This window comes from Streptomyces sp. NBC_00620 (assembly GCF_026341825.1).
In the GTDB taxonomy this organism is placed as follows: domain Bacteria; phylum Actinomycetota; class Actinomycetes; order Streptomycetales; family Streptomycetaceae; genus Streptomyces.
This window is the reverse complement of record NZ_JAPENY010000002.1, coordinates 1,832,081-1,853,993: the sequence shown is the minus strand read 5'-3', so window position 1 is coordinate 1,853,993 and position 21,913 is coordinate 1,832,081. Positions and strand designations below refer to the sequence as shown.

General features: G+C 70.0%; 22 protein-coding genes. 10 read left to right on the top strand and 12 right to left on the bottom strand.

The window, feature by feature from the left end; all coding sequences use genetic code 11:
- Positions 1-15 precede the first annotated feature (15 nt).
- Positions 16-1,134: a 3-dehydroquinate synthase II gene (locus tag OG246_RS27615; protein WP_266469282.1), complete on the bottom strand. Its 1,119-nt coding sequence runs from the start codon at positions 1,132-1,134 to the stop codon at positions 16-18.
- Between the two features lie 303 nt (positions 1,135-1,437).
- Between OG246_RS27615 and OG246_RS27610 the strand changes: the two genes are divergently transcribed.
- The 6 genes from OG246_RS27610 to OG246_RS27585 all read left to right on the top strand — a co-directional run bounded on the left by OG246_RS27610 (position 1,438) and on the right by OG246_RS27585 (position 6,015).
- The gene (locus OG246_RS27610) at positions 1,438-2,253 is read left to right on the top strand and encodes a 2-amino-3,7-dideoxy-D-threo-hept-6-ulosonate synthase (RefSeq protein ID WP_266469278.1); all 816 of its coding nucleotides are present in this window, start codon (positions 1,438-1,440) and stop codon (positions 2,251-2,253) included.
- A gap of 95 nt (positions 2,254-2,348) precedes the next feature.
- Positions 2,349-2,627 carry an acyl carrier protein gene (locus OG246_RS27605; protein WP_266469270.1) on the top strand — a complete coding sequence of 93 codons (279 nt, stop codon included), beginning with the start codon at positions 2,349-2,351 and terminating at the stop codon, positions 2,625-2,627.
- Positions 2,624-2,905, top strand: coding sequence for a hypothetical protein (locus OG246_RS27600; RefSeq protein ID WP_266469267.1), 282 nt, complete (start codon positions 2,624-2,626; stop codon positions 2,903-2,905). Before OG246_RS27605 ends, OG246_RS27600 begins: the two co-directional genes overlap by 4 nt.
- Positions 2,895-4,088, top strand: a complete 1,194-nt coding sequence (locus tag OG246_RS27595; protein ID WP_266469264.1) for a beta-ketoacyl synthase — start codon at positions 2,895-2,897, stop codon at positions 4,086-4,088. Before OG246_RS27600 ends, OG246_RS27595 begins: the two co-directional genes overlap by 11 nt.
- 54 nt (positions 4,089-4,142) lie before the next feature.
- Entirely contained in the window at positions 4,143-4,880 is a 738-nt protein-coding gene (locus OG246_RS27590) for a beta-ketoacyl synthase chain length factor (RefSeq protein WP_266469261.1), read from the top strand.
- Between the two features lie 19 nt (positions 4,881-4,899).
- Entirely contained in the window at positions 4,900-6,015 is a 1,116-nt protein-coding gene (locus OG246_RS27585) for an LLM class flavin-dependent oxidoreductase (RefSeq protein ID WP_266470952.1), read from the top strand.
- 81 nt (positions 6,016-6,096) lie between these two features.
- Here the strand turns inward: OG246_RS27585 and fabG are convergent, their stop codons facing one another.
- The 6 genes from fabG to OG246_RS27555 all read right to left on the bottom strand — a co-directional run bounded on the left by fabG (position 6,097) and on the right by OG246_RS27555 (position 10,355).
- Entirely contained in the window at positions 6,097-6,801 is a 705-nt protein-coding gene (gene fabG / locus OG246_RS27580) for a 3-oxoacyl-ACP reductase FabG (RefSeq protein ID WP_266469258.1), read from the bottom strand.
- Positions 6,802-6,898: 97 nt separating this feature from the next.
- Positions 6,899-7,432 carry a flavin reductase family protein gene (locus tag OG246_RS27575; RefSeq protein ID WP_266469255.1) on the bottom strand — a complete coding sequence of 178 codons (534 nt, stop codon included), beginning with the start codon at positions 7,430-7,432 and terminating at the stop codon, positions 6,899-6,901.
- A gap of 15 nt (positions 7,433-7,447) precedes the next feature.
- On the bottom strand, positions 7,448-7,840 hold the full coding sequence (locus OG246_RS27570; RefSeq protein WP_266470948.1) for a PaaI family thioesterase: 393 nt from the start codon (positions 7,838-7,840) through the stop codon (positions 7,448-7,450).
- A 321-nt stretch (positions 7,841-8,161) separates the two neighbouring features.
- A complete protein-coding gene (locus tag OG246_RS27565) occupies positions 8,162-8,764 on the bottom strand; it encodes a TetR-like C-terminal domain-containing protein (protein ID WP_266469252.1) in 603 nt (200 codons plus the stop codon).
- A gap of 18 nt (positions 8,765-8,782) precedes the next feature.
- The gene (locus tag OG246_RS27560; RefSeq protein ID WP_266469250.1) at positions 8,783-9,505 is read right to left on the bottom strand and encodes a response regulator transcription factor; all 723 of its coding nucleotides are present in this window, start codon (positions 9,503-9,505) and stop codon (positions 8,783-8,785) included.
- The gene (locus OG246_RS27555; protein WP_266469248.1) at positions 9,486-10,355 is read right to left on the bottom strand and encodes a 4'-phosphopantetheinyl transferase superfamily protein; all 870 of its coding nucleotides are present in this window, start codon (positions 10,353-10,355) and stop codon (positions 9,486-9,488) included. Before OG246_RS27555 ends, OG246_RS27560 begins: the two co-directional genes overlap by 20 nt.
- A 224-nt stretch (positions 10,356-10,579) precedes the next feature.
- Here OG246_RS27555 and OG246_RS27550 point away from each other — a divergent pair, with 224 nt between their 5' ends.
- Entirely contained in the window at positions 10,580-11,797 is a 1,218-nt protein-coding gene (locus OG246_RS27550; protein WP_266469246.1) for an NAD(P)/FAD-dependent oxidoreductase, read from the top strand.
- A gap of 69 nt (positions 11,798-11,866) precedes the next feature.
- Here the strand turns inward: OG246_RS27550 and OG246_RS27545 are convergent, their stop codons facing one another.
- From OG246_RS27545 to OG246_RS27530, 4 genes are all read right to left on the bottom strand, one after another.
- Positions 11,867-13,453 carry a long-chain fatty acid--CoA ligase gene (locus tag OG246_RS27545; protein WP_266469244.1) on the bottom strand — a complete coding sequence of 529 codons (1,587 nt, stop codon included), beginning with the start codon at positions 13,451-13,453 and terminating at the stop codon, positions 11,867-11,869.
- 75 nt (positions 13,454-13,528) lie between these two features.
- Entirely contained in the window at positions 13,529-14,758 is a 1,230-nt protein-coding gene (gene hemA / locus OG246_RS27540; protein ID WP_266469240.1) for a 5-aminolevulinate synthase, read from the bottom strand.
- 79 nt (positions 14,759-14,837) lie between these two features.
- Positions 14,838-16,391 (bottom strand): class I adenylate-forming enzyme family protein, encoded by a 1,554-nt coding sequence (locus tag OG246_RS27535; protein WP_266469236.1) that lies wholly within the window; start codon positions 16,389-16,391, stop codon positions 14,838-14,840.
- A 281-nt stretch (positions 16,392-16,672) separates the two neighbouring features.
- Positions 16,673-17,248: a TetR/AcrR family transcriptional regulator gene (locus OG246_RS27530; RefSeq protein WP_266469233.1), complete on the bottom strand. Its 576-nt coding sequence runs from the start codon at positions 17,246-17,248 to the stop codon at positions 16,673-16,675.
- 161 nt (positions 17,249-17,409) lie between these two features.
- Here OG246_RS27530 and OG246_RS27525 point away from each other — a divergent pair, with 161 nt between their 5' ends.
- On the top strand, positions 17,410-18,051 hold the full coding sequence (locus OG246_RS27525; protein WP_266469230.1) for a DUF2218 domain-containing protein: 642 nt from the start codon (positions 17,410-17,412) through the stop codon (positions 18,049-18,051).
- A 49-nt stretch (positions 18,052-18,100) separates the two neighbouring features.
- Here OG246_RS27525 and OG246_RS27520 read toward each other — a convergent pair whose 3' ends face one another.
- Complete coding sequence (locus OG246_RS27520; protein WP_266469227.1) at positions 18,101-18,832, bottom strand: hypothetical protein; 732 nt, start codon at positions 18,830-18,832, stop codon at positions 18,101-18,103.
- Between the two features lie 584 nt (positions 18,833-19,416).
- Between OG246_RS27520 and OG246_RS27515 the strand changes: the two genes are divergently transcribed.
- Both OG246_RS27515 and OG246_RS27510 read left to right on the top strand, forming a co-directional pair.
- The gene (locus tag OG246_RS27515; protein ID WP_266469224.1) at positions 19,417-21,285 is read left to right on the top strand and encodes a phage tail sheath C-terminal domain-containing protein; all 1,869 of its coding nucleotides are present in this window, start codon (positions 19,417-19,419) and stop codon (positions 21,283-21,285) included.
- Positions 21,286-21,339: 54 nt separating this feature from the next.
- Positions 21,340-21,864: a phage tail protein gene (locus OG246_RS27510; RefSeq protein ID WP_266469221.1), complete on the top strand. Its 525-nt coding sequence runs from the start codon at positions 21,340-21,342 to the stop codon at positions 21,862-21,864.
- Positions 21,865-21,913: the final 49 nt, after the last annotated feature.

Sequence of the window (21,913 nt, the reverse complement as noted above, 5' to 3'; positions counted from 1 at the left end):
CGCTGTCCGCCTCCGTCACTTCTCGATGCAGAACTCGCCCACAGGCCAGCCGACATGACGCTTGTCGGTGGCGATGTAGCCGAGCAGCTTGTCGCCGGGCTTGAGCTCGGTGCAGTTCAGTACGGCGGCGCCGGGACCGAGCACCCGCACGTGCCAGTCGTCCTGCAGCGTCAGGCTGACCTCGACGCCCTCCTCGGACTTGGCCCTGACGGTCAGCAGCGGGCGGGATTCGAGCTTGACCCGGCCGACCACGATCCGCCGGGTGCGGCCGTCCGCCGTCACACCGAGGACGGTGCTGCCGGCCTTGAGCTCACTGAGGTAGTTGGTGCGGTTGTCGGCGCCCATGACGTACGAGTGCAGCGCACCGGCGTTCACCCGGAAGGGCCGCGTGGGCATGTAGGGCAGCGGGTGGGTCTCGCTGACGCACAGCACGAAGCCGTGGGCGTACGAGCCGACCAGGATGCCCTCGTCCTTCTCGAAGTGGGTGCAGGTGTCGACGCACACCCGGTCGCCGAGACCGTTGTGCTCGATCGACTCCACTGTCAGCGTGGACAGTTCGAGGTCCTGGGTCGAGGACTGGAGCAGGGCGTTCAGACCGAAGATGTCGTTGGCGTCCTTGGGCGCGAGCAGCAGCCCGTCCGAGCCCTTCTCCAGTACGTCCACGATGATGCCGGCCTCTTCCAGGTCACCGGCCTCGCAGATGAGCCGGCCGGGGCTCTTGTCGGCGGCGGCGATCACGATCTCCAGCGGGATCTTGGTGGGGTCGCGGAACTTCACCACCGTGTGCTCCAGCTCCTGTGCGGCCGCGCAGGCGAGCCGGAGCGACGGGTCGTCGACGACGTCGACGAACGCGCCGTGCCGCGCCGGGGCCTCGGCAGCCACCAGCTTCAGCTTGTCCAGCTCGGCGGTCGTGCGGACCGCGGTGAGGACGACGTCGGCGACATCGGCCGCCTCCGGGGGCAGTGTCGCGTCCGGAGCGGCGAGCAGTACCTTCTGCACGGTCGGCGGCAGAGTGGCCAGCAGCTCCAGGCGGTCGTCGACGAACCCGGCGAGACCGGCGTGGATCGCCGCGTCCACCACCGCCTCCCGCTGGTTCTTCTCGACGGAACGGATGTCGATCCAGGCGAACTTCACGTTGACCATCCCTACGCTGAGTGGCTGTTTCCGGCGTACCGCTGCCGGAGGCGTACCGGGCCGGCGGCGTACCCCGGCCGGACTTCCCGATCAGCACGATGTCAGCGCGGACCCACGGCCCAACAGCCGCGAAAGGGCTGCTCGATGGGCGGTCGGACGGAGGGCGGGGGCTGGCCGGTCGGGTACCTCGATCGGCGCCGCCGCGCGCACTCGCAGAGGCACTCCGTTCGAGGGGTAGCGGCGGCCGCGCGCGGGGTGAGACTCGGTCACCGAATCAGACTTCCAGGTGACGAGGGGTGGATCATGACAGCAAGGTCCGGTGGTATGGCGCTGCGCCTGTCACGGCTGTCCCGGCACAGCGACGGGCGTTATCTGTTCGTGCCGATGGACCATTCGGTGGGAGACGGTCCCATCGTCGCCGCCAGAGACTTCAACGGGCTGGTCCGCACGGCGGTGGCGGGCGGCGCGGACGCCATCGTGGTGCACAAGGGGCGCGCGGCAACCGTCGATCCGGGGCTGCTCCGCGACTGCGCACTGATCGTGCATCTGAGCGCGAGCACGTCCCACGCCACCGACGTCGACGCCAAGGTTCTGGTCGGCGACGTCGAAGAGGCGATCCAGCTCGGCGCGGACGCGGTGAGTGTGCACGTCAACATCGGCTCCGACACCGAGAGCCGGCAGCTGACGGATCTCAGCTCGGTGGCCGACGCCTGCCGGCGGTGGGGTATGCCGCTGCTGGCCATGGTGTACCCGAGGGGGCCGCGGATCACCGACCCGCACGACCCCCGGCTGCTCTCGCACGTCGTCAACGTGGCGGCGGACCTTGGCGCTTCCATGGTGAAGACCACCTGGTCGGCGCCGCTGGAGCGGATGTCGGAGGTCGTCGAGAGCTGCCCGATCCCGGTACTGGTCGCCGGCGGCCCGAGCAGGAGCGACGCCGACCTGGCCAACTACGCCGCCGGTGTGATCGCGGCGGGCTGCAGCGGTCTCGCGGTCGGACGCAGCTTCTTCGAGAGCAGCACGCCCGCAAGCGTGATCCGCACCCTGTCGGCCGCGGTGCACGAGACCCCGCGGCTCACCGAGCGGCTCGGCGCGGTCCAGCGGGTCCCGGTCCGCTGAGCGGCCCTGCGGGCCTGCCGTCAGGCGGACCGCGGTGAGCAGGATCAACAGCCATGCCCGGCCCATCGGGCCGGACAACCACGTACGGAGACGCCATGCATGAAGAGACCCGAGAGTTCATCCTGACGGTGATCAGGGACGTCATCAATCTCCCGCTGCCCGCGCAGGTCGAGGACGGCCTCCCGCTCGGCGAGGAAGGGCTGGGGCTCGAGTCGCTCGCCATGATCGAGCTGGTGCTGCAGCTCGAGGGTGAGTACGGCATCGACCTGCCCGAGGAGGACCTCGAACCGCAACTGGTCCCGAACCTCGGCCGGTTCGTGGACGCGGTCGTCGACCGGCGGTCGGCGCTTGCGGCGGGCAGCGCGGCCCAGTGATCACCGAAACCGATGTGGCACAGCTGCTGCGCGACAGCGGTCAGCTGCTCGAGGACTGGGACACCGGGACCGAACTCGCCCTCGATTCCCTGACCTTCGTCTGGCTGGTCCACCTGCTCGACGAACGCCACGGGATCGTCGTCGGTCCCGAGGACGAGGACGAGCTGGCCGCGAGCGACACGATCGGCTCGCTGCACCGCAACCTGGTCCGGCTGCTGCCGGACGGGGCCGGCGGGGCGAGCGCGGCCAGTGGGACGGAGGCCCGGCATGCGTCCTGAGGTGGCGATCACCGGTTACGGAGTACTCACCGCCTTCGGCTTCGGCGCCGAGGCACTGCGCGAGGGCGTCTTCGCGGGCCGGCCGGGGTTCGTCCCGGTCACCCGCTTCGACACCACCCCCTTCCACGCGAAGCAAGCCGCCACCTACGAAGGCCACGGGCCCGAGATCCCCGGGGTACCGGTCAAGCCCGGCTACACCCCCACGCAGGCCGAAGTGCTGCACGCGTGCACCGCGGAGGCGCTGCGGATGGCGGGCACCGAGGCGACGGGTGCGCCGGTGCTCCTCGGCACCAACGGCGATCACTCCGCGAGCCGGTCCTTCTGGACGGACATGGCGGCGGGCCGGGACCCCGGGGACCGGCGGACGCTGGACAGCATGCCTGCCCGGCTGCCGCACGGCATCGGCGAGGCCTTCGGCCTGGACGGTCCGCGGCTCGCCTTCGTCAACGCCTGCGTCGCCTCGACCAACGCGATCGCGCACGGCGCCGCGCTGATCAGGCGTGGGGCGGCCGACACGGTGGTCTGCGGCGGCGCGTACCTGGTCACCGAGGATGTGTTCGCGAAGTTCGACTCCGGCAAGGCGCTGAGCCGGAAGGGTGTCGTCCGGCCGTTCGCGGCGGGCCGGGCGGGTCTTCTCCAGGGCGACGGCGCGGCCGTGCTGGTCCTGGAGTCGGCCGAGCGCGCACGGGCACGCGGTGCCGAGGTGCTCGCCGAGGTGGCGGGCTGGGGCATGGCCGCCGACGCGTACCACGTCATCAAGCCGCACCCGCGGGGTGAGGGGCTGGCCCGGGCCGCCCGCGCCGCGCTGCGCAGCGCGGGGCTGGCGCCCGAGCGGATCGGGTACGTCAACGCGCACGGCACCGGCACCCCGCTGAACGATGTCGCGGAAACGGCGGCGCTGCACGGGATCTTCGGCGCGCACGCGCCGGCCGTCCCGGTGAGCTCGACGAAGGGCAGCACCGGACACATGCTCGAGGCCACCGGGGCCGTGGAGGCGGTGATCACGCTGCTCGCGCTCCGCGACGGCATCCTGCCGCCCACGGTCGGCTACCAGGAGCCGGACCCCGGCTGCGACCTGGACTACGTGCCGCGCGAGGCCCGCCGTGCTGCCGTCACGCACGCGCTCTCCCTCAACGCCGCGTTCGGCGGGGTGAACGCGGCACTTGTCCTGAAGCGGGCGTGAGCGGCGTCTCCACGTCACCGCCGTGTTCCGCGTCCGCACCCTGAAAGGAATCGCATGACCACGCTGCTCGCACAGCCGCGCTCGATCGTGGCGGCGGCCTGCCGGGCGCCCTGGGGGGAGGCCGCCGACGGCCTGCCCGGCGCCGCGCCCGCCGAACTGCCCAATGTTCCGGGCTTTGTGCTGTCGCGGTTCAGCCCGCTGGTCGCCGAGGTCGCCGGCGCCTGTCTCGGCGATCCGGGGACCGAGCACGATCTGACCGCGGGCCGCCCCGGGCGGACCGCCATCGTGCTGGCCACCACCTACGGCGACACCACCACGTCCGACGTCGCGACCCAGCGGCTGGTCGCGGGCCAGGTGCACAGCCCGCTGCTGTTCTTCCAGTCGGTGACCACGTCGATCCTCGGCCATCTGACCAAGCGGTACGGCATCACCGGCCCCATCAGCTGTATCTCGGCGGGCACGGACCCGGCCGCCGAGGCGCTGCAGCTGGCGGACCTCCTGCTGGACGAGGAGGAGGTGGAGCAGGTGCTGGTGATCGGCGTCGAGACCGCGGCCAATGAGCGCGTCGACTGGGTGCGCGAACGCGTGGGCTCGGCACGGCTGTTCGGGCCGCTGCCGCAGGGCGACGCCGCCGTGGCGCTGCTGCTGCGCCGCGGGAGCGCGGACGGTTCGCCGGGGTTGCCCGCCGCGGAGCCGACCGTGCCGCAGTGGCCCGCGTACGGCTGGCTGGCCCCGCTGGTCGAGCTCTGCACCGCCTGCGACCTGTCATCGAGTACGTCAACGACCTTGTGAGGAGCCTCAATTGGACCGGATGGGCTTCGGCGCCTTCCTTTCACCCCTTCACCCGCTGGGCGAGGACCCGGCCCTGTCGCTGTGGCGGGACCTCGAGCTGGCCGAGTGGCTCGACCAACTCGGCTTCGACGAACTCTGGGTCGGCGAGCACCACTCGGCCGGCTGGGGAACCGTCAGCTCGCCCGAGTTGTTCATCGCCACCGCGGCCGAGCGCACCCGGCACATCAGGCTCGGCACCGGGGTGGTCAGCCTGCCGTACCACCACCCGTTCATGGTCGCCTCGCGGGCCGTACAGCTGGACCAGCTGACCCGGGGACGGTTCACCCTCGGCGTCGGAGCCGGCTCCATCCCCTCGGACATGCACTTCCTCGGCATCGACCCGGCGGACACGCGTCGGCGCACGGCGGAGTCGCTGGAGGTGATCCTTCAGCTGCTGGACGGCGAGAAGCCGGTCACCGCCCGCACCGACTGGTTCGAACTCCGCGACGCACGGCTCCAGTTGCGTCCGTACGCGAAGACCGGGCTGCCGCTGGCGGTGTCCAGTGCCACCTCCCCGTTCGGTATGCGCCTTGCGGGCCAGCACGGGATCAGCCCGATCTCCTTCGGTATCCCGCCCCGCCCTGGCAGCCAGATCGGCGACCTCGTCGGCCAGTGGCAGCACGCGGAGGAGGCGGCGGCCGAGCACGGCCGCACGATCGACCGGGCCGACTGGCGGGTGACGCTGGCCGTGCACGTGTCGGAGAGCCGTTCCCAGGCACTGGACGAGATCGTCGACGGCTGGATGCGCTACCGCAACGAGTACTGGGCTCTGGTCGGCGCACCGCCGGTGCACTCCCGTGCGGAGGCCCGCAAGGCGCTGGAGGAGGCGATCGACCGGCGCAGCGCGATCATCGGCTCGGTCGACGAGTGCGTCCAGGCCGTCCGGGACATCCAGGAGGCCACTGGTGGCTTCGGCCGGCTCCTTGTCACCGTCATGGACTGGGCGCAGCGGGAGCAGATGAAGCGGAGCTTCGAGCTGCTCGCCCGCTTTGTGGCTCCCCATTTCAACGGCGCGCTCCGCGGCGTCACCGACTCCTACGAGTGGACGGGCGAGCAGGCCCGGGCGTTCTTCGCCAGGCAGGGCGCGGGCCAGTAGCACGGCCCCGACAAGACTGATCCGCCGCCAGGAGAGGCCTCCTGACGGCGGATCAGCTGTTTGCGGTCACGGTGGCCGGGGTCAGTGCCCCATGCCGAGGCCTCCGTCGACGGGGATGACGGCGCCGGTCACATAGGACGCCCCGGGCGAGGCGAGCCAGACCACCGCGGACGCGATCTCTGCGGGGTCGGCGATCCGGCCCAGCGGTACGTCCCCGATCATCTGTGCCCGCCGTGCCTCGGGCAGCTTCGCGGTCATGTCGGTCTCCACCAGACCCGGCGCGACCACGTTGACGGTGATGCCCCGCGAGCCGAGCTCGCGCGCCAGCGATCGGGCAAGGCCGACCAGCCCGGCCTTGCTCGCCGCGTAGTTGGCCTGCCCCTCGGAGCCGCGCAGTCCGGCGACCGAGGAGATGAAGACGACCCGCCCCTGCCGCTTGCGCAGCATTGCCGCGGCCGCCTTCCGGCTGGTCCTGAACGCACCGCCCAGGTTGGTGTCGAGCACCCGCAGGAACTGCGGGTCGGTCATCCGCAGCATCAGCCGGTCGTCGGTGATCCCGGCGTTCGACACCAGCACGTCGACCGGCCCCTGTACGGCCTCCACCTCACCGAACGCCCGCGCCACCTGGTCCGGATCGGTGACGTCGCACTCCACTCCCAGCAGCCCTTCGGGCGCACCGGAGCCGCGGTGGGTGACAGCCACCGCATCGCCCTGCGCCTGGAACGCCCGGGCGACGGCCAGGCCGATGCCCCGGTTTCCGCCGGTGACCAGCACCGAACGTGCCATGAAACACACCTCATTTGTGGGCCCGGCCGATCGGCCGGGCATCAGTCGTCGGTCGGTCGTGCGGGTATCCGCCGGCCGGGCATCGGAAGGCTTCGGTTCAGCCCGGCAGCCGGGTGTACGCCCCGCGGTGGAACACCAGCGGGGGCCGTACCGGGTCCGCCACCCTCATCCCCCGCACCAGGCCCAGGTAGAGCACATGGTCCCCGCCCGGGTACCGGTACTCGGTGGTGCACTCCAGGGACACCAGAGCGTCGGGCACCACCAGGTGGCCGCTGCGCCCGGCGACGGAGCCGAGCAGTTCCTGCGCGACCAGGCCGCTCGGCCGGTCACGTGCGGCGAACCGCTGCGAGAGCTCCGTCTGGTCCTGGGCAAGGACGTTCACCGCGAAGCCCCCGGCGCTGTCGATGGCGGCGACCAGCCGGCCGGCGGCGTTGACGCTCACCAGGACGAGGGTCGGTTCCAGCGAGATGGAGGTGACCGAGCTGGCGGTCATCGCCTCCGTACCGGGTCCCTGGCCGACGGTGATGACGGCGATGCCCGTCGGGAAGAGGCCCATGGCCCCCCGGAACGCCTCCGCGTTCGGGCTGTCCCAGACCGTGACACCGTCCGCTCCAACTACGTCCGTAGACATTGGTCCACGCCTCCTTCAGCGCTTGTGCACCAGGCAGGTCAGGCGTGCCGTGCAGGTGGGCCGCCCCTTCTCGTCGGTGATCTCGATCTGGTAGGTGGCCACCCGGCTGCCGAGATGCAGCGGCGTGCAGACCCCGGTGACCAGACCCGAGCGCACCGACTTGTGGTGGGTGCAGGACAGTTCGAGCCCTGCCACGGCGCCCCGCGGCGCCACCCAGAGGCCGGCCGCAACCGAACCCAGCGTCTCCGCCAGTACCGCGTTCGCTCCTCCGTGCAGCCAGCCGAAGGGCTGCATGTTGCCCCGTACGGGCATGGTCGCGACCACCCGCTCGGGTTCGATGGAGATGACCTCGATGCCCATCCGCGTGGCCAGTTGCTCGTCGACCAGCGACGGTGGCGCGGACAGCATGTTGCGAACGGGCACGTCCGCTGCCGAGCCGGGCTCGTCGGCCGTCAGACGCTTGCTCTCCATGTGTCCCTCTCCTGTGGTGGTCGGCACCGGATCTCAGCGGTGCTGACCACCACGATCTCGGCAGCCGGACGACAGGCCAAGGCCCCTTCCAGGTAGCCGTTTTCCGCCCGATCGGCGCGTGCGGGGCTGACCGTTCGGCCAGGGTGAGCCGACTTGTGGAGTGCCGGAAATGCAGGAATCCCACCTCTGGCCCAGAGGTGGGATTCCTGTCTGCTTCTGACGGTGCTGCCCGCTGCCCGCGATCCGCTTCCGACGGTGCTACCCGGCGGTCTTGCCGCCGCCCAGGTGCAGTCCCTGCCAGGCGTGCGCCGCGGCTTCCTCGGCGGGCAGCCAGTCGGGCCTGAGCAGCCAGCAGGTGACCAGGCCGATGAACGCCCCGGCGGAGCAGTGCGCCCGCAGTTCGACACCTGCCTCGTCGGCCCGTCCGGCTCCGGCCTCCACCAGCTGGAGAGCGACCTGCTCGGCGACCAGCTGGCGCAGCCGGTTGACGAAGCGGGGCGAGCCGCAGGGCCCGAGCATCCGCCGGTAGAGCGTGGCCTCGGTCTCGACGTGCCGGAACATGTCGAGGAAACCCTGCGGCATCTCGGCCGGCAGTACGACGAGGGGGCAGCGGGCCGCCAGGCCGATCAGGCCCGCCAGCTCGTCCTCCATCGCGTCGAGCATCAACTCGTCCAGGTCCTGGTAGTGCTGATAGACCGTGGCGCGGTTGACCGTCGCCCGTTCGGCGACGTTGGCGATGGTGATGCTGTGCAGTTCCCGCTCGGCGGCGAGCTCCAACGCTGCGGCCCGCAACAGCGCGCGGGTCCGCAGGACCCTGGGGTCGGTGCGCCTCGCCACAATCTCTGCGGTCGATTCGGACATCTGCCCAGCCTACACCGCTTAGGCAACAGATGTTGCGGAGTGGACCCCTCGGCCCGCGTCCCGGCTCGGCCCCGCCAACAGGCCGTCCTCGATGGCCCGGACCACGGCGAGCGTGCGGTTGGGGCAGTTCAGCTTGGCCAGCACATTGCCCACCAGCCGCTTCACCCCGTGCTCCGAGATCTGCAGCCGCCTGGCCGCCTGCTTGTTGCTCAGCCCCTCGGCCACCAGGTGCAGCACCTGGAGTTCGCGGGGGGTGAGCATCGTGCCCGGTGGCCCCCAGGGGCGTGACTCGGCCGGCAGGGGCCCCGCCTGCCGCAGCACCCGCCGGGCGAGAGTGGCCGACACATAGAACTTGCCCGCCATGATGTCGGAGACGGCGTCACCGAAGACCCTCGGAGTCAGCCCTGACCAGTCGACCAGCGCATGGACACAGGAGTGGGTGCTCTGCGGTACCTCGACGCCGTCGGCCCCGTCGACGAGCAGCAGCAGCCGTACGTCGTGCGCGCTCAGCTGCTCCGCGACGGCAGGGTCCTCCGTCGCCGCGAGTTCGGCGGCGGAGATCACGACCAGGTCGAACGCGGCGGCTCCGCCCGCCCGTAGGGCCTCGTCGCCACTGCCGAAGCAGGTGACGCCGCTGATGCCCCCGAGACAGCGGAGCATCCCCTCGACCCCGTACCGGCGGACTTCGTTCTCCAGAATCAGCGCGATCTTCAGGTCGCTCTCATCCAATCGGGTGGACACTTGATTTCTCCCCCAAAAAGAAAGTAAATTCTTCGAAAGCCGGAACGGCGAGGGCCGAGAAGTAATCGGACCCGGTCGGCAGGTCCGTCACCAGCCAGGTGTCGACCTCGCATCCGGCGGCACTGTGCGAGACCACTGCGGCTCGGCGGCCCGGCCCCACGTCGATATTTCCGAGAGTGGCCTCGACTCCGATTCCACTCGCCTTGACAACTGCTTCTTTCCTGGTCCAGCAACGGATGAACTCCGCGTCGCGGCGCCCCGCGGGGACACCCTGGAAGTACGTCCGTTCATTTTCACTCAGCACGACGGATGCGAGCGAGCCGAAGTCCGTCCGGCGCACGCATTCGAGATCGACGCCCACCCGCATCCCGGCGGCGGCCGCGCAGAGCCAGTAGGGACCGGACCGTGAGAGGCTGAACTCCCAGTCGGTATGCGGGTGTTGAATGTAGGGGCGTCCGTGCACGGACCGGCCGCAGCCGGCGCACGGGTGCCGGCCGAACCGGATCGCGCCCGGGTCGAGGTCCAGCACCTGAGCGAGGCAGCGCCGCACTTCGGCGTGCGCGGTGGCAAAGTTCGCGGCACGCACCGGATCACGGAAGGCAGAGAATCTCTGCCTTTCTTCCGGCGAAAGGATATCGATGTCATCTGGGACAAGGTGTCCAGTGGCCCGCCCGGACCACACTGCCACCTTTTCGGCTATGGACAGCCGCATGTGAGCAGTGGGCAATTCATCGGTGCGGGTCTTGCGGACGTCAAATTCAAGATCACTTACCTCCCCGTTCGGGCCGCGGGTCCATCGGAAGCCCCTCCGCGCTGAAAGGATTCCGATCCACTGCGGCTCGTGCTCCATGCAACACGGCGTCGCTGTACTTTCTCTGTAGCCGACCGCCGCGTCGATCGACGCCGGTAAAGCGGAACCTCATCGAAAGCCCTTTCCCGCTGCCGTACCCGAACGGGCAGCCCGAACGGTTCCGCGCGCCGACTCCGAACGGACGGTCCGGGCGGACACCCGGCAGGTGATCGGGCGGCGTGAGGATGCTGCTGACTCTGTTGAAGCAAGCAGGAGGAGCAGCAGTGACTACAGACGGTCGGCCCAGGCCTGACATCGAGGCGGACGTGTGCGTGGTCGGCAGCGGCGCCACGGCACTCTTCGCGGCGCTGCTGTGCGCACGCTCCGGCCAGTCGGTCGTACTGGTCTCGCCCCAGGCGGAGTTCGAGCCCGCGGGGGCGGGAATCTCTCCCCTGCTGGCCCCTCCGACGCTCGGTCTGCTCGCCGACGAGGGCATCGAGGACGCTCTCGTCCAGGACGGCCAGCCGGTCCTTGGCGTCGACGACCACGGGAGCGCCGGACTGCTGTCCAGCTGGCGCTACGCCGACCATCCGGGCACCGCCCGTACGCACGGCCTGACCGTCCCGACCGGCACGCTCGTGCAGGCGGCTCTCGCCGGGCTGCGGGGTGAACCCCGCGCGACCGTACGGACCGGGGAGGGTGTGGTCGCCGTCGAGCAGGACGACTCCGGAGTGCTGCTCACCCTCGCCCGCACGGACGGCTCCGACGCGGCCACGCCCGTCCGTGTCCGGGCCGCATACGCCGTCGCCGCCGACGGACGGAATTCCGCGCTGCGCGATCTCGTCGGAATCTCCCTCGACGTCTCGGCCTTCGACCGGCCCGCGTGGCTCGTCGTCACACCCGCCGTACCCGGCCGTGAACCCGTGCTGCTGGTACGGCACAAGGCGCCCAGCGCGCTCTTCACCATTCCCATCCCGACCCGGTCGCTCGCCGTGGTCTGGTCGCCCGACCGGGACCAGGAGGAGGCACTGGACCAGGGCGGGCCGGCCGCGCTGGCCGAACAGCTGCGGCAGATCGACCCGGAGCTGTCCGGCTGGCTGGACGAGGCCAAGGACCGTGTCTCCCCGCTGATCAGGCTCAACTTCTCCCTCTGGCGGGCCGCCTCGTGGCGGGCGGGCAGGGTCCTGCTGCTCGGGGAGACCGCGCACGGCCTGCACACGCTCGGCGGGCAGGGGCTCAACCAGTCCCTGCAGAGCGGTGCCTCGCTCGCCCGGGCCATCCACGACTCGCTCAGTTCCGGCGACCCGAGCCGGATCGACGACTACGAGCGGATCCGCCGCCCCCATGTGGAACAGCTCCAGGACTTCCAGTGGAACCTCCAGGCGCTCCGCTCCTACAGCGCCACCCCGCCCGAGCGTGGCGCGCACGAGGACTTCATCGACGTAATGACCGCCCTGCAGCCCGAACTCGCCGCCCAGCTCGCGCTCGCCAACTCCGGTTGAGACAAAGCGACTCCTGGTGGTACGGATGGCCCGAGCGGCGATCCGTACCACCAGGAGTTTCGCGTGCGGTCAGCGCCCGGCGGACGCTGCGGACGCTGCGGACGCTGCGGACGCTGCGGACGCTGCGGACGCTGCGGACGCTGCGGAGAAGAGTGTCACCAGCTCCCGCTTGAGGACCTTTCCGCTGGGGCCGAGCGGGAACGCGTCGACGAACTCCACCCGCCGCGGGTACTTGTACGCGGCGAGCCGTTCCCTGCTCCAGGCGGTGATCTCGGCGCCGAGCGCCGGTCCGGGTGCGAGACCCGGCCTGGTGAGCACCACGGCGCAGACCTCCTCGCCGTGCAGGGCGTGCGGGACACCGATGACGGCGACCTGGGCGATCGCCGGGTGGTGCACCAGTACGTCCTCGATCTCCCGCGGGTAGACGTTGTAGCCGCCGCGCAGCACGAGGTCCTTCTTCCGGTCGACGATGGACAGATACCCCTCGCTGTCCTTCACCCCGAGATCGCCCGAGCGGAACCAGCCGTCGACCATCACCTCGGCCGTCGCCTCGGGCCGATTGAGATACCCGGCCATCACGTTGTGCCCCCGGATGACGATCTCCCCCACCTCACCGGTGGGCAGCAGCTCGATCCGGCCCTCCAGATCTGCTCTGGCGATCTCCACGTCGACGCCCCAGACCGGCCGTCCCACGGTGCCCGGCCGGCAGGGCCACGCCCGCTGGTTGTAAGCGACCACGGGCGAGGTCTCCGTCAGCCCGTACCCCTCGTAGATCTGGCATCCGAACGTCTCCTGGAACTCCTCGAGGACCGTGACCGGCAGCGCCGATCCTCCGGAGAAGGCACGGTCGAGGGGTGGCCGTCGCCCGTCGGCGGCGGCCGCGTCCAGGAGGGCGAGATACATCGTCGGTACGCCCATGAGCACGGTGCACCCATGGGTCACCATGAGGTCGAGTGCCCGCGCGGCGTCGAACCTCTCCATCAGGACCATGGTGGCGCCGGCCCGGAAGCAGGTCCCCATCCCGCAGATCTGGCCGAAGGTGTGAAACAGCGGGAGACAGCCGAGCAGCACGTCATCGGGCCGGAAGTCGAACGGGGAGTCCATCCCGACCTGGATGTTCATCGTGATGTTGAGCTGGGTGAGCATCGCGCCCTTGGGCCGGCCCGTGGTGCCGGAGGTGTAGAGGATCACCGCGATGTCACCGGGCTCGCTCGGCGCGCAGCCGCTGACCGGTTCGGCCCCCTCGGCGAGCGCGTCGACCCCGTCCGCGCCCGTGATGAGCACCGGAACCCCACTGGCCTCGGCTGCCTTGCCTCCTTCGACGAGCAACGGAGCGGCGCAGATCAGCAGTTTGGCGCCGGAGTCGCTCAGGACGTGCTCGATCTCCGCCGCCCGGAGCAGCGCGTTCACGGGCACCACGACCGCGCCGAGGGCCAGCACCCCGAAATAGGCGGCCGGGAACTCGAGCCCGTTGGGCAGAAGCAGCGCGACCCGGTCACCGGGGTTGATCCCCTGCTCGCGGAACACGGTCGCGTACTGCCGTGCCCGGAACCAGAGTTCGCTGTACGTCACCCGTTCCGTGCCGAAGACGATCGCCGGGTGGTCCGGGCGCCGAGCCGCGGATTCGGCGAGTACCGCGGCTACCGAGAGAGTCATCAGATCTCCACCTCCGCTGGGAACGGCCGACGGCGGCCGGACGCCAGAGCGCGTCCGACCGCCGACGACTCCGTGTCAGTTGCCGCGCGTGTGCTCGGTGCGGGGGATGTCGAGCTCCTGCCAGATACCGTCGAGCGCCTCGGCGAACTTCTCGACGTCGCTCGACGTGTGCGTGGCGGAGGGTGCGACACGCAGGATCTCTTCGCCGGCCTTGACGCTGGGGGCGTTGATGGCCTGCACGTAGATGCCGTGACGCTGCAGGAGGAATTCGGAAGCCTTCCGGCAGAGGCTGTCGTCGCCGACGAAGACGGAGACGATGTGGGACATGGGCGAGACGAAGGGGATGTTCCGCTCGTCGAGAAGCCGGTGGAGCAGCTGCGCGTTGTCCCGGAGCCGGTCGCGCTCCTCGTCGGAGGACCTCAGGTGCCTGACCCCGGCGAGCGCGCCGGCGGCGATGGCCGGCGGCAGGGAGGTGGTGAAGATGAACGAGCGGGAGAAGCTGCGTACCGCGTCGACCAGGGCGGCGGGCCCGGCGATGTAGCCGCCCGCGGTGCCGAATCCCTTGGCGAGGGTGCCCATGATGACGGTGAAGTCGTCGGCGATGCCCTCCCGGGCGGCGATGCCCGCTCCTTCGGGACCGTACATGCCGACCGCGTGCACCTCGTCGAGGAAGGTGCTGGCGCCGTACCGCTTGGCTATGTCGGCGATCTCGGCGAGCGGTGCGATGTCGCCGGACATGGAGTACACCGACTCGAGCACGATCAGCTTGGGCCGGTCGGCGGGGTCGGCGGCGATCAGTTCTTCGAGGTGCGCGACGTCGTTGTGCCGGAAGATGCGCTTCTGGGCGCCGCTGTGGCGCAGGCCGTCGATGATCGACGCGTGGTTCAGCGCGTCCGAGTAGACGATGGTGCCGGGCATCCGGCCGGCCAGGACGGACAGGGCGCCGTCGTTCGCGGTGTATCCGGAGCTGAAGAGCAGCGCGGCTTCCTTGCCGTGGAACGCCGCGAGTTCCTTCTCGAGGAGTACGTGGTAGTGGTTGGTCCCGCCGATGTTGCGGGAGCCGCCGGAGCCCGCTCCGAACGCGTCGATGGCTTCCTTCATGGCCTCGATCACGGAGGGGTTCTGCCCCATGCCGAGGTAGTCGTTGCTGCACCAGACGCTGATCTCCACGTCGGTACCGTCGTGCCCTTGTCGTGCGACGGCGCTGGGAAACCGTCCGGCGTTCCGTCCGATCTCCAGAAACTGCCGCTTGTGGTGGGCGAATTCCTTCATCTCTTGCGAGAAGAGGTCCACGTGAAGAGTCATTGCGTCAACTCGCTCTCTGGTGACTGTCGTTCGGGTTTGCCAGGTATTCGGCGGACCGGGGCCGGGCTCGTGGGTCCCGTCACGCTGCGGCGGAGCCGAGGGAACGCAGCCGGCGCTTGTCCGGCTTGCCGGAGTCGTTGAGCGGAAGCTCGTCGAGCAGCAGGATCACTTCGGGCGCGTGCTGGGCGGAGAGCGCGGCGGCGACCCTCGACCGGATGTCGTCGGGGCTGATCCGCGCTCCTGGCCGTGCCACGATCGCGGCGTTCAGGCGCTCGATGTTGTCGGCGTCGCGGACGCCGTAGACAGCGGCCTGTCCGACACCGGGCAGCGCGAGGATCTCCCGCTCCACCACCGCCGGATAGACCTTGACGCCCTGGGTCTTGACCACATCGGCGATGCGGTCGAGGAGGCGCAGATACCCCTTCTCGTCGAGGCAGCCGATGTCGCCCGTGCGGTACCACCCGTCGCGCAGCACCTGCGCCGTCAGCTCGGGGTCCGCCAAGTACCCGTCCATCACATGCGGCGAGCGGAGCCACACCTCGCCGGTCCCACCGACCGCCAGCTCCTGGCCGGAGTCGGGGTCACACACCTTGAGTTCGACTTCGGGAAACGGTCGCCCCACCGTGGACAGCAGCCGCGCGTCCTGATGGTCCCCGGGATCGAGGAGGGTGACGCGGCCGCCTTCGGTGGTGCCGTAGCCCTGCACGAGCGCGAACCCGAAGACGCTCACCGCCTCCGCGATTCTGGCGGGCGCGGCGGCGCAGCCGGTGTAGATCAGCTGCCGCAGGGAGGACAGTCGGGTGGTCGCGATGCTGTCGTGGTCGAGGAGCTGGTACAGGTGCGGAGTCGCCACGAGCGTCCGGGTGATCCGGTGTTCCTCAATGGCTCTCAGTGTCTCCGAAGGGTCGAACTCCTCGTGCAGGAAGACGGTTCCGCCGGAGGCGAGGACCGCGTCCGCCATCGGTCCGACCGTGTGGCTGAGGGGGGTGGTGACGAGCATCCGTGCGTGGTCCGGCTCGGTGATCGCGGTCATCGTGGTCCGTACGATGCTGTCCCAGATCCGCCCCGACTGACGAATCCCTTTGGGCCTCCCGGTGCTGCCGCTCGTGAACGCGATCACGGCGAGGGCCTGCGGATCCCAGACCCCGAACTCTTCGGCCTCCTTGACCTCCTCGGAGCCGCGGTCCGCTAAGCCGGCGAGCTGTAAGCCGCCCGGCGCGAGACCGGCCAACTCCTTTGCGCGTACGGCGTTTTCGTCGTCGGCATAGAGAACATCTGCCGACGTGTCGAGCAGGATCGTCAACTGGGCTTCCAGGGGCAGCACTTCCGCCGAGGATCCCGGGTTCGTGGACCGGAGATAGCAGACGGCCGCGCCGAGCTCGTGGGCCGCGTAGCGCACATAGAACATCTCGGGACTGTTGGGCGCCACCAGAATGCCGACCACGCTGCCGGCCCCGACCCCGAGCCCACGCAGCTTGTGGGCCACACCGTTCACCGAGTCGGTGAACTCCCCCGCCGTCACATCCCGCCCCCGCCAGTGCAGCGCGACCCGTTCCAGGCCGGTTGCCAGCACCGACATCACCTGGGCGACGTAGCCGCCCTCTTCCGCCTGCCGGTCGTCCGGATCCGCCATGCTCACCTCGATTCAGTGCGCGACGCTCCCGAACAGGGGCCGCTGTCCTCCACCGACGCACGCCAGCTTCCCCATGGCTGAAGAGACCAACAACCTGCGAACGGCGTGCCTGAAGGGCCGACTGACTCAGGCACCGATCAGGAGTGACCGATCAAGCACGCCGGGGACACCCCTGACCGGCCACCCCGAATGGAGCGCGGCAAGGCTTCCTCTGAACGGAGGGTCTGTTCGCACCGAGGTTCTGACGATGCATCAGGAGCGGGACACCATCCCGCGAGAGGTCAGCTCGGGCGGCGCAGCCCGGCCACGGTGACCGCGACGAGCCGCCGGACCGCGGCCTCGGAGGGCAGACCGCCCGCCGCCGCGAGGGCGTGCAGGCAGTAGGTGGCCAGCTCGTCCGGCGCGACGTCGTCCCGGACCTCCCCCGCCGCCGCGGCTTCGGCGAGCAGATCCCGTACGAAGCCGTGGAGATGCCGCTCGGCGTGCAGGACGTGTTCGCCGCGGTGCAGCAGGGCCGAGAGCTCCGCGCCGTGGCCGTGCCGCCGGTGCTGGATGAACGCGTACGTGTCCAGGACCGCCGCCAGCCGTTCGCCCGCACCCCCGGGGCCGTCCCGGAGTTCGGCGAGCTGATGCAGGTGCCCGGTGATCTGACGCTCGTGCCAGGCCAGCAGGATCGACTCGACGTCCGGGAAGTACTTGTACAACGTGGCCCGGCCGATCCCGGTCTCCTCGGCGATCCGCGACATCGTCACGCCCCGTAGCCCCTGCTCGGCCACCAGCGCCACCGTGGCTTCCAGCACAGCGTCGCGCACCGCGCGCCGGTGCTCCTCGATGGTCTCGTTCCACAGCTTCGGCACCGTCAAAGCCTACAACGTGCCGATGACGATACAGAGTGGATTGACAGAGACACTCTGTATCGATAAAGCTGATTCCGTCATGAGGAGCCGGACAGCCACACGCGACGGGAAGCCCTCTCGTGAACGACCGGCCCTCTCCGACTCCCGAACCGGGGAACCCCATGCCGATCACCGAAGCCCACGTCGAGACCGACCGTCCCGGCCGCTACCTCGTCCAGCTCTGCCGCCACTTCAGCAACAAGGGCCGCCACTTGGGCCACCGTCCGCGCACCCGCCACGGCGGCGACGGACCCGCCGGAACCGACCCGAGCCCGGGGTTCCGCCCGGACGAGATCACCGTCGAGTGGTCGGAGACGCACGGCGTGCTGGACCTCCCCTGGGGGCGGTGCGCCATGCAGGCCGGCCCGGGCGTGCTGACGCTGCGCATCGACGCCGCGGACGAGGAGAACCTGCGGCGATTCCAAGACCTCCTCACAGCGCACCTCGACAGGTTCAGCAGGCGCGCCCCCTTGACCGTGGAGTGGCAGCGGCCGGAGGAGCCCGACGGTCAGCTCGAGACCGCTCGCCCGGTTCCCGGGACAGCCGTGGCGCGTCGTCGATGGCACCGTGGCTGGACGGGCTTCGGAGCGGCCTGCGCGGTGATCGTCGCCGTAGCCGTGCACTTGGGGCTCGGCGGAGCCGTTCTGGCTGACGCACGGTGGACCGGTTGGGCCATCGGCTTCATCGTGACGGCCGTCGTCGTGAAGGTCGCCGTCCTGAGCGTCTTCGCCGTACGTCACGGTCCGCGGCAGCACACGGACTAGGCGGTCGAGCCGTGCAACGGCGGGCTCACACCGGGCGGGCGCGGGTCCCCTACTGGCCCGACCCGTCCGGGCGGTCCAGGAGGAAGACCGTCACCCAGTCGGCGTCCGCCGCGTGATAGCCCAGGCCGACCAGGGCATCGGCCGCGGCGCGCATGTGCTCGGCGCCGTAGACGACACCGATGGTGAAGGAACCGGGCCTGTCCGCGGAGGCGCGGTGGTAGTCCGTCAGCGCCCGCACGAGCAGCCGGTCGCGGCGCCGCATGACCAGATCGTCCAGGCCCGGCCAGAAGTCCGCCGCCGCCTCCTCGGCATCGCTCAGCAGGTCCTCGGTCGCCAGGTGCCGGGCGAGGTAGCGGCGGGTGCCGAACAGCCGCATGCCCGCTGTGACGGCGGGCACCACCGTGGCCAGCACCGCCCGTTCCCTGAGCGGCAGCCGGCGGAAGCCCTTCTCGAACTCCTCCCCGCCCATGTCGGGGCACACCACCGGCACTCCGAGCGTGTCGAAGTCGATGTCCTGTACGACGAGGCCCAGTTGCTCGTGCCCGTCCAGCCGCGCATAGGACGCCACGAGCGCGTCGGCGCCGGCCGATCCCTCGCCGACCCCCTCCGCGATCACCAGGCCGCAGCGGCGCCGCAGTTGGGCCGCCACCTCCTGGTAGAAGCCCGCCTCGCCCAGGTGGATCATCGGGAAGAGCAGGAACTCGAGCCCCGTCCCCGGCTTGCGAAACCGTATGACTGCCGAGCGCACCCCCGCCAGCTCGGTCACCTCGATGAACTGCATGCGACCCCCGTCGCCGCCCGGCCGAGGAATCGGCCCGAGACGGCATGTCGACCGTACCCGCAGCCCCACGCCCACTACCCCGTTACGGCAATCAGCTCGGTCTAGCGGTGGTCACTGCGGCGCGTACGCCGACGTAAAGGGACTACATCCGACCGACTCGGTGTCAAGCCTGAATTCAGCCCCGGCGCGGGCCAGTTGACCCGATCGCCGTCATAGCAGCTCCACAGCTCCATACGAACGCAAACTTTGCATTTGACGAACATCCCCTTCACAGAACCTCCCCCCGCGCTGTCCAGAACAGGCCTTGCCTTGTCAACTATGCGCACTCCAGAGTGTGTTGAGCACACACGCATCAGGAGTCACAAGCACTTTGCTTGACCCGGGTGGCCAACCGCCCGGGGACTGACGGGGGAAAACTGATGAAGCGTGGGCGATCGGCGTGCCCCTTGGACCTAGGGGCCCACACCACGGTCGCGCACGCCGTTTCGGGACGGCCTGGCGACAGGACGACCCGCTGACGAGCCGCCTTCCTCTGCTGTCTCTTGGTGCCTTCACCTGGTGCCTGAGAAGGGATAGGAGGGGGAATGCCGACGAATGCAGTGAGCGCTGCCAAGCCGACGTATCCCGGCGTCTACGTCGAAGAGCTTCCCAGCAGTGTCCGCACGATCTCGACCGTGACCACCTCGGTGACCGCCTTCGTGGGTCACACTCGACGCGGCCCGCTCAACGAGCCGGTGCGCGTCACGAGCTTCACCGAGTTCGAGCGCCGCTTCGGGGGCCTCAGCGCGCAGAGCGCCGTCGGCTACGCGGTGCACCAGTTCTTCGGCAACGGCGGCACCGTCGCCGTGATCGTCCGGGTCGCGAAAGCGAACACCGGCAAGGCCGCCTGCGTGACCCTGGAGTCCACCGAGGGCCACAGCGAGAGCGCGGTCCTCGAAGTACACGCCAAGGAGCCCGGCGTGTGGGGCAACGGCCTGCGCGTCGCCGTCGACTACGACACCCCGCATCCGGACGACACGTTCAACCTGCGGGTGTACGACGCCAGGGGCCAGGCCCGCGAGTCCTTCACCGGCCTCTCTCTGGACCCGGCCAGCGGCCGTTACGCCCCGACCCTGGTCAACACCGGCTCGCGGCTGATCCGCGTGGACGTCGTCGGCGAGGGCCGCCCCGACCCGTCGGGCACCGTCTCCAAGCCGTTCGGGCACGAACTGCCGGACCTCGCGGTCGACTTGACCGTGAAGATCGGCGAGGTCGAGCGCGAGTTCACGCTGTACGACCCCGAGTGCGACGGCGAGGCTCCGCGCACCGTCACCGAGCTGGCGCTGCTCCTCGAGCGCAAGCTGCGCGCACTGCCCGACGCGCCCGGCAAGCATGCCTTCGCCGGCGCTGAGGTGACCGCGTTCGGCCGGCGGCTCCAGGTCGTCGCCGGGTCCACCGACCCCGAGGACGTCGTCCGTTTCGTCGGCGAGTGCGCGAACGACCTGGGCCTGGAGGCCTCGGTCAACCCGCCGGTGTTCCCACTGGACGGCGGCCAGGACGGCGAGGCACCGGGCCCGCGCGACCTGATCGGCAGCGAGACGGACAAGACCGGCATCCAGGCACTGCGCGACGTCGCCGACGTCAATCTGCTCGCCCTGCCGGAACTCGCGGCGTACGAGTCGACCGACGACATGGTGACGGTCGTCTCGGCGGCGCAGCGCCTGTGCGAGCAGCAGCGGATCTTCCTCCTGGTCGACGCCCCGGGCTCCTGGGGCAGTGTCGACGCGGCACGGGCAGGTCTGTCCGCGTTCGACGCGGTGCGCGGCAACCACGTGGGGCTGTACTTCCCGCATCTGCAGCTCACCGATCCGCTCACCGGGCGGCTCCGTTCCTTCCCGCCGTCGGGTGCGGTGGCGGGTGTGTTCGCCCGCACGGACTCCGAGCGCGGCGTGTGGAAGGCACCGGCCGGGACCGAGGCGCGCCTCGCGGGCGTGCACTCGCTGACGGTCCAGCTGACCGACCGCGAGAACGGGCTGCTCAACCCGCTGGGCGTGAACTGCCTGCGCACCTTCCCGATGGTGGGCCCGCTGGTCTGGGGAGCGCGCACTCTTGAGGGTTCCGACGCCCTCGACGGCGACTGGAAGTACGTGCCGGTGCGGCGGCTCGCCCTTCATGTGGAGGAGAGCCTGCAACGCGGCCTGCAGTGGGTGGTGTTCGAGCCGAACGACGAGAACCTGTGGCAGCAGATCCGCCTCAGCGCGTCCTCGTACCTCCACACGCTGTTCCGTCAGGGCGCCTTCAAGGGCAGCACTCCGCGCGAGGCGTACTTCGTCAAGTGCGACAAGGACACCACGACGGACGAGGACATCGCGAACGGCGTCGTGAACGTGCTCGTCGGCATCGCGCCGGTCAGGCCCGCAGAGTTCGTGATCGTCAAGATCCAGCAGACGTCCGGGCAGTTCGAGCTCCAGTGAAGCCACGGCTGAGGAATCTGCAAGGAATCCACGGAATACCGAGGAAGTAATTCGATGGCTGAGTTCACGGTCAACGCCCATCGTTTCGATCCGTACAAGAACTTCAAGTTCCTGGTCCTGTGGGACGGTCGTACGGTCGCGGGCATCAGCAAGGTCAGTCCGCTCAAGCGGACCACCGAAGTCGTCAAGCACCGGCACGGAGGCGATCCGAGCTCCCCGCGCAAGTCGCCGGGACGCTCCGAGTTCGAGGGCATCACGCTGGAGCGCGGTGTGACGCACGACCCCGAGTTCGACCGCTGGGCCAACAAGGTCTGGCAGGTCGGCGCGGGGCTCGGCTCCGAGGTGTCGCTCGCCGACTTCCGCAAGGACATCGTCATCCAGGTCCTCAACGAGGCCGGCCAGGTGGCCGTTTCGCACAAGCTCTACCGGACGTGGCCGAGCGAGTACCAGGTCCTCGGCGAGCTGGACGCGAACGCCAACGCGGTGGCGATCCAGAGCCTGAAGCTCGAGTGCGAGGGCTGGGAGCGGGACTACGAGATTCCCGAGCCGGAGGAGCCGTCGTTCCTCAACCCGTCCTGAACACCGGCGAGTTGAGCCGCGCGCACGTCGCATCACACGCAAGTTGAAC

Bases quoted from the DNA above. Each gene is read 5' to 3' on its own strand.
- OG246_RS27610 (WP_266469278.1), top strand. From the start codon at position 1,438: ATGACAGCAAGGTCCGGTGGTATGGCGCTGCGCCTGTCACGGCTGTCC.
- OG246_RS27605 (WP_266469270.1), top strand. From the start codon at position 2,349: ATGCATGAAGAGACCCGAGAGTTCATCCTGACGGTGATCAGGGACGTC.
- OG246_RS27595 (WP_266469264.1), top strand. From the start codon at position 2,895: ATGCGTCCTGAGGTGGCGATCACCGGTTACGGAGTACTCACCGCCTTC.
- OG246_RS27590 (WP_266469261.1), top strand. From the start codon at position 4,143: ATGACCACGCTGCTCGCACAGCCGCGCTCGATCGTGGCGGCGGCCTGC.
- OG246_RS27585 (WP_266470952.1), top strand. From the start codon at position 4,900: ATGGGCTTCGGCGCCTTCCTTTCACCCCTTCACCCGCTGGGCGAGGAC.
- fabG (WP_266469258.1), bottom strand. From the start codon at position 6,801: ATGGCACGTTCGGTGCTGGTCACCGGCGGAAACCGGGGCATCGGCCTG.
- OG246_RS27575 (WP_266469255.1), bottom strand. From the start codon at position 7,432: ATGTCTACGGACGTAGTTGGAGCGGACGGTGTCACGGTCTGGGACAGC.
- OG246_RS27570 (WP_266470948.1), bottom strand. From the start codon at position 7,840: ATGCTGTCCGCGCCACCGTCGCTGGTCGACGAGCAACTGGCCACGCGG.
- OG246_RS27565 (WP_266469252.1), bottom strand. From the start codon at position 8,764: ATGTCCGAATCGACCGCAGAGATTGTGGCGAGGCGCACCGACCCCAGG.
- OG246_RS27555 (WP_266469248.1), bottom strand. From the start codon at position 10,355: ATGGAGCACGAGCCGCAGTGGATCGGAATCCTTTCAGCGCGGAGGGGC.
- OG246_RS27545 (WP_266469244.1), bottom strand. From the start codon at position 13,453: ATGACTCTCTCGGTAGCCGCGGTACTCGCCGAATCCGCGGCTCGGCGC.
- hemA (WP_266469240.1), bottom strand. From the start codon at position 14,758: ATGACTCTTCACGTGGACCTCTTCTCGCAAGAGATGAAGGAATTCGCC.
- OG246_RS27535 (WP_266469236.1), bottom strand. From the start codon at position 16,391: ATGGCGGATCCGGACGACCGGCAGGCGGAAGAGGGCGGCTACGTCGCC.
- OG246_RS27525 (WP_266469230.1), top strand. From the start codon at position 17,410: ATGCCGATCACCGAAGCCCACGTCGAGACCGACCGTCCCGGCCGCTAC.
- OG246_RS27520 (WP_266469227.1), bottom strand. From the start codon at position 18,832: ATGCAGTTCATCGAGGTGACCGAGCTGGCGGGGGTGCGCTCGGCAGTC.
- OG246_RS27515 (WP_266469224.1), top strand. From the start codon at position 19,417: ATGCCGACGAATGCAGTGAGCGCTGCCAAGCCGACGTATCCCGGCGTC.
- OG246_RS27510 (WP_266469221.1), top strand. From the start codon at position 21,340: ATGGCTGAGTTCACGGTCAACGCCCATCGTTTCGATCCGTACAAGAAC.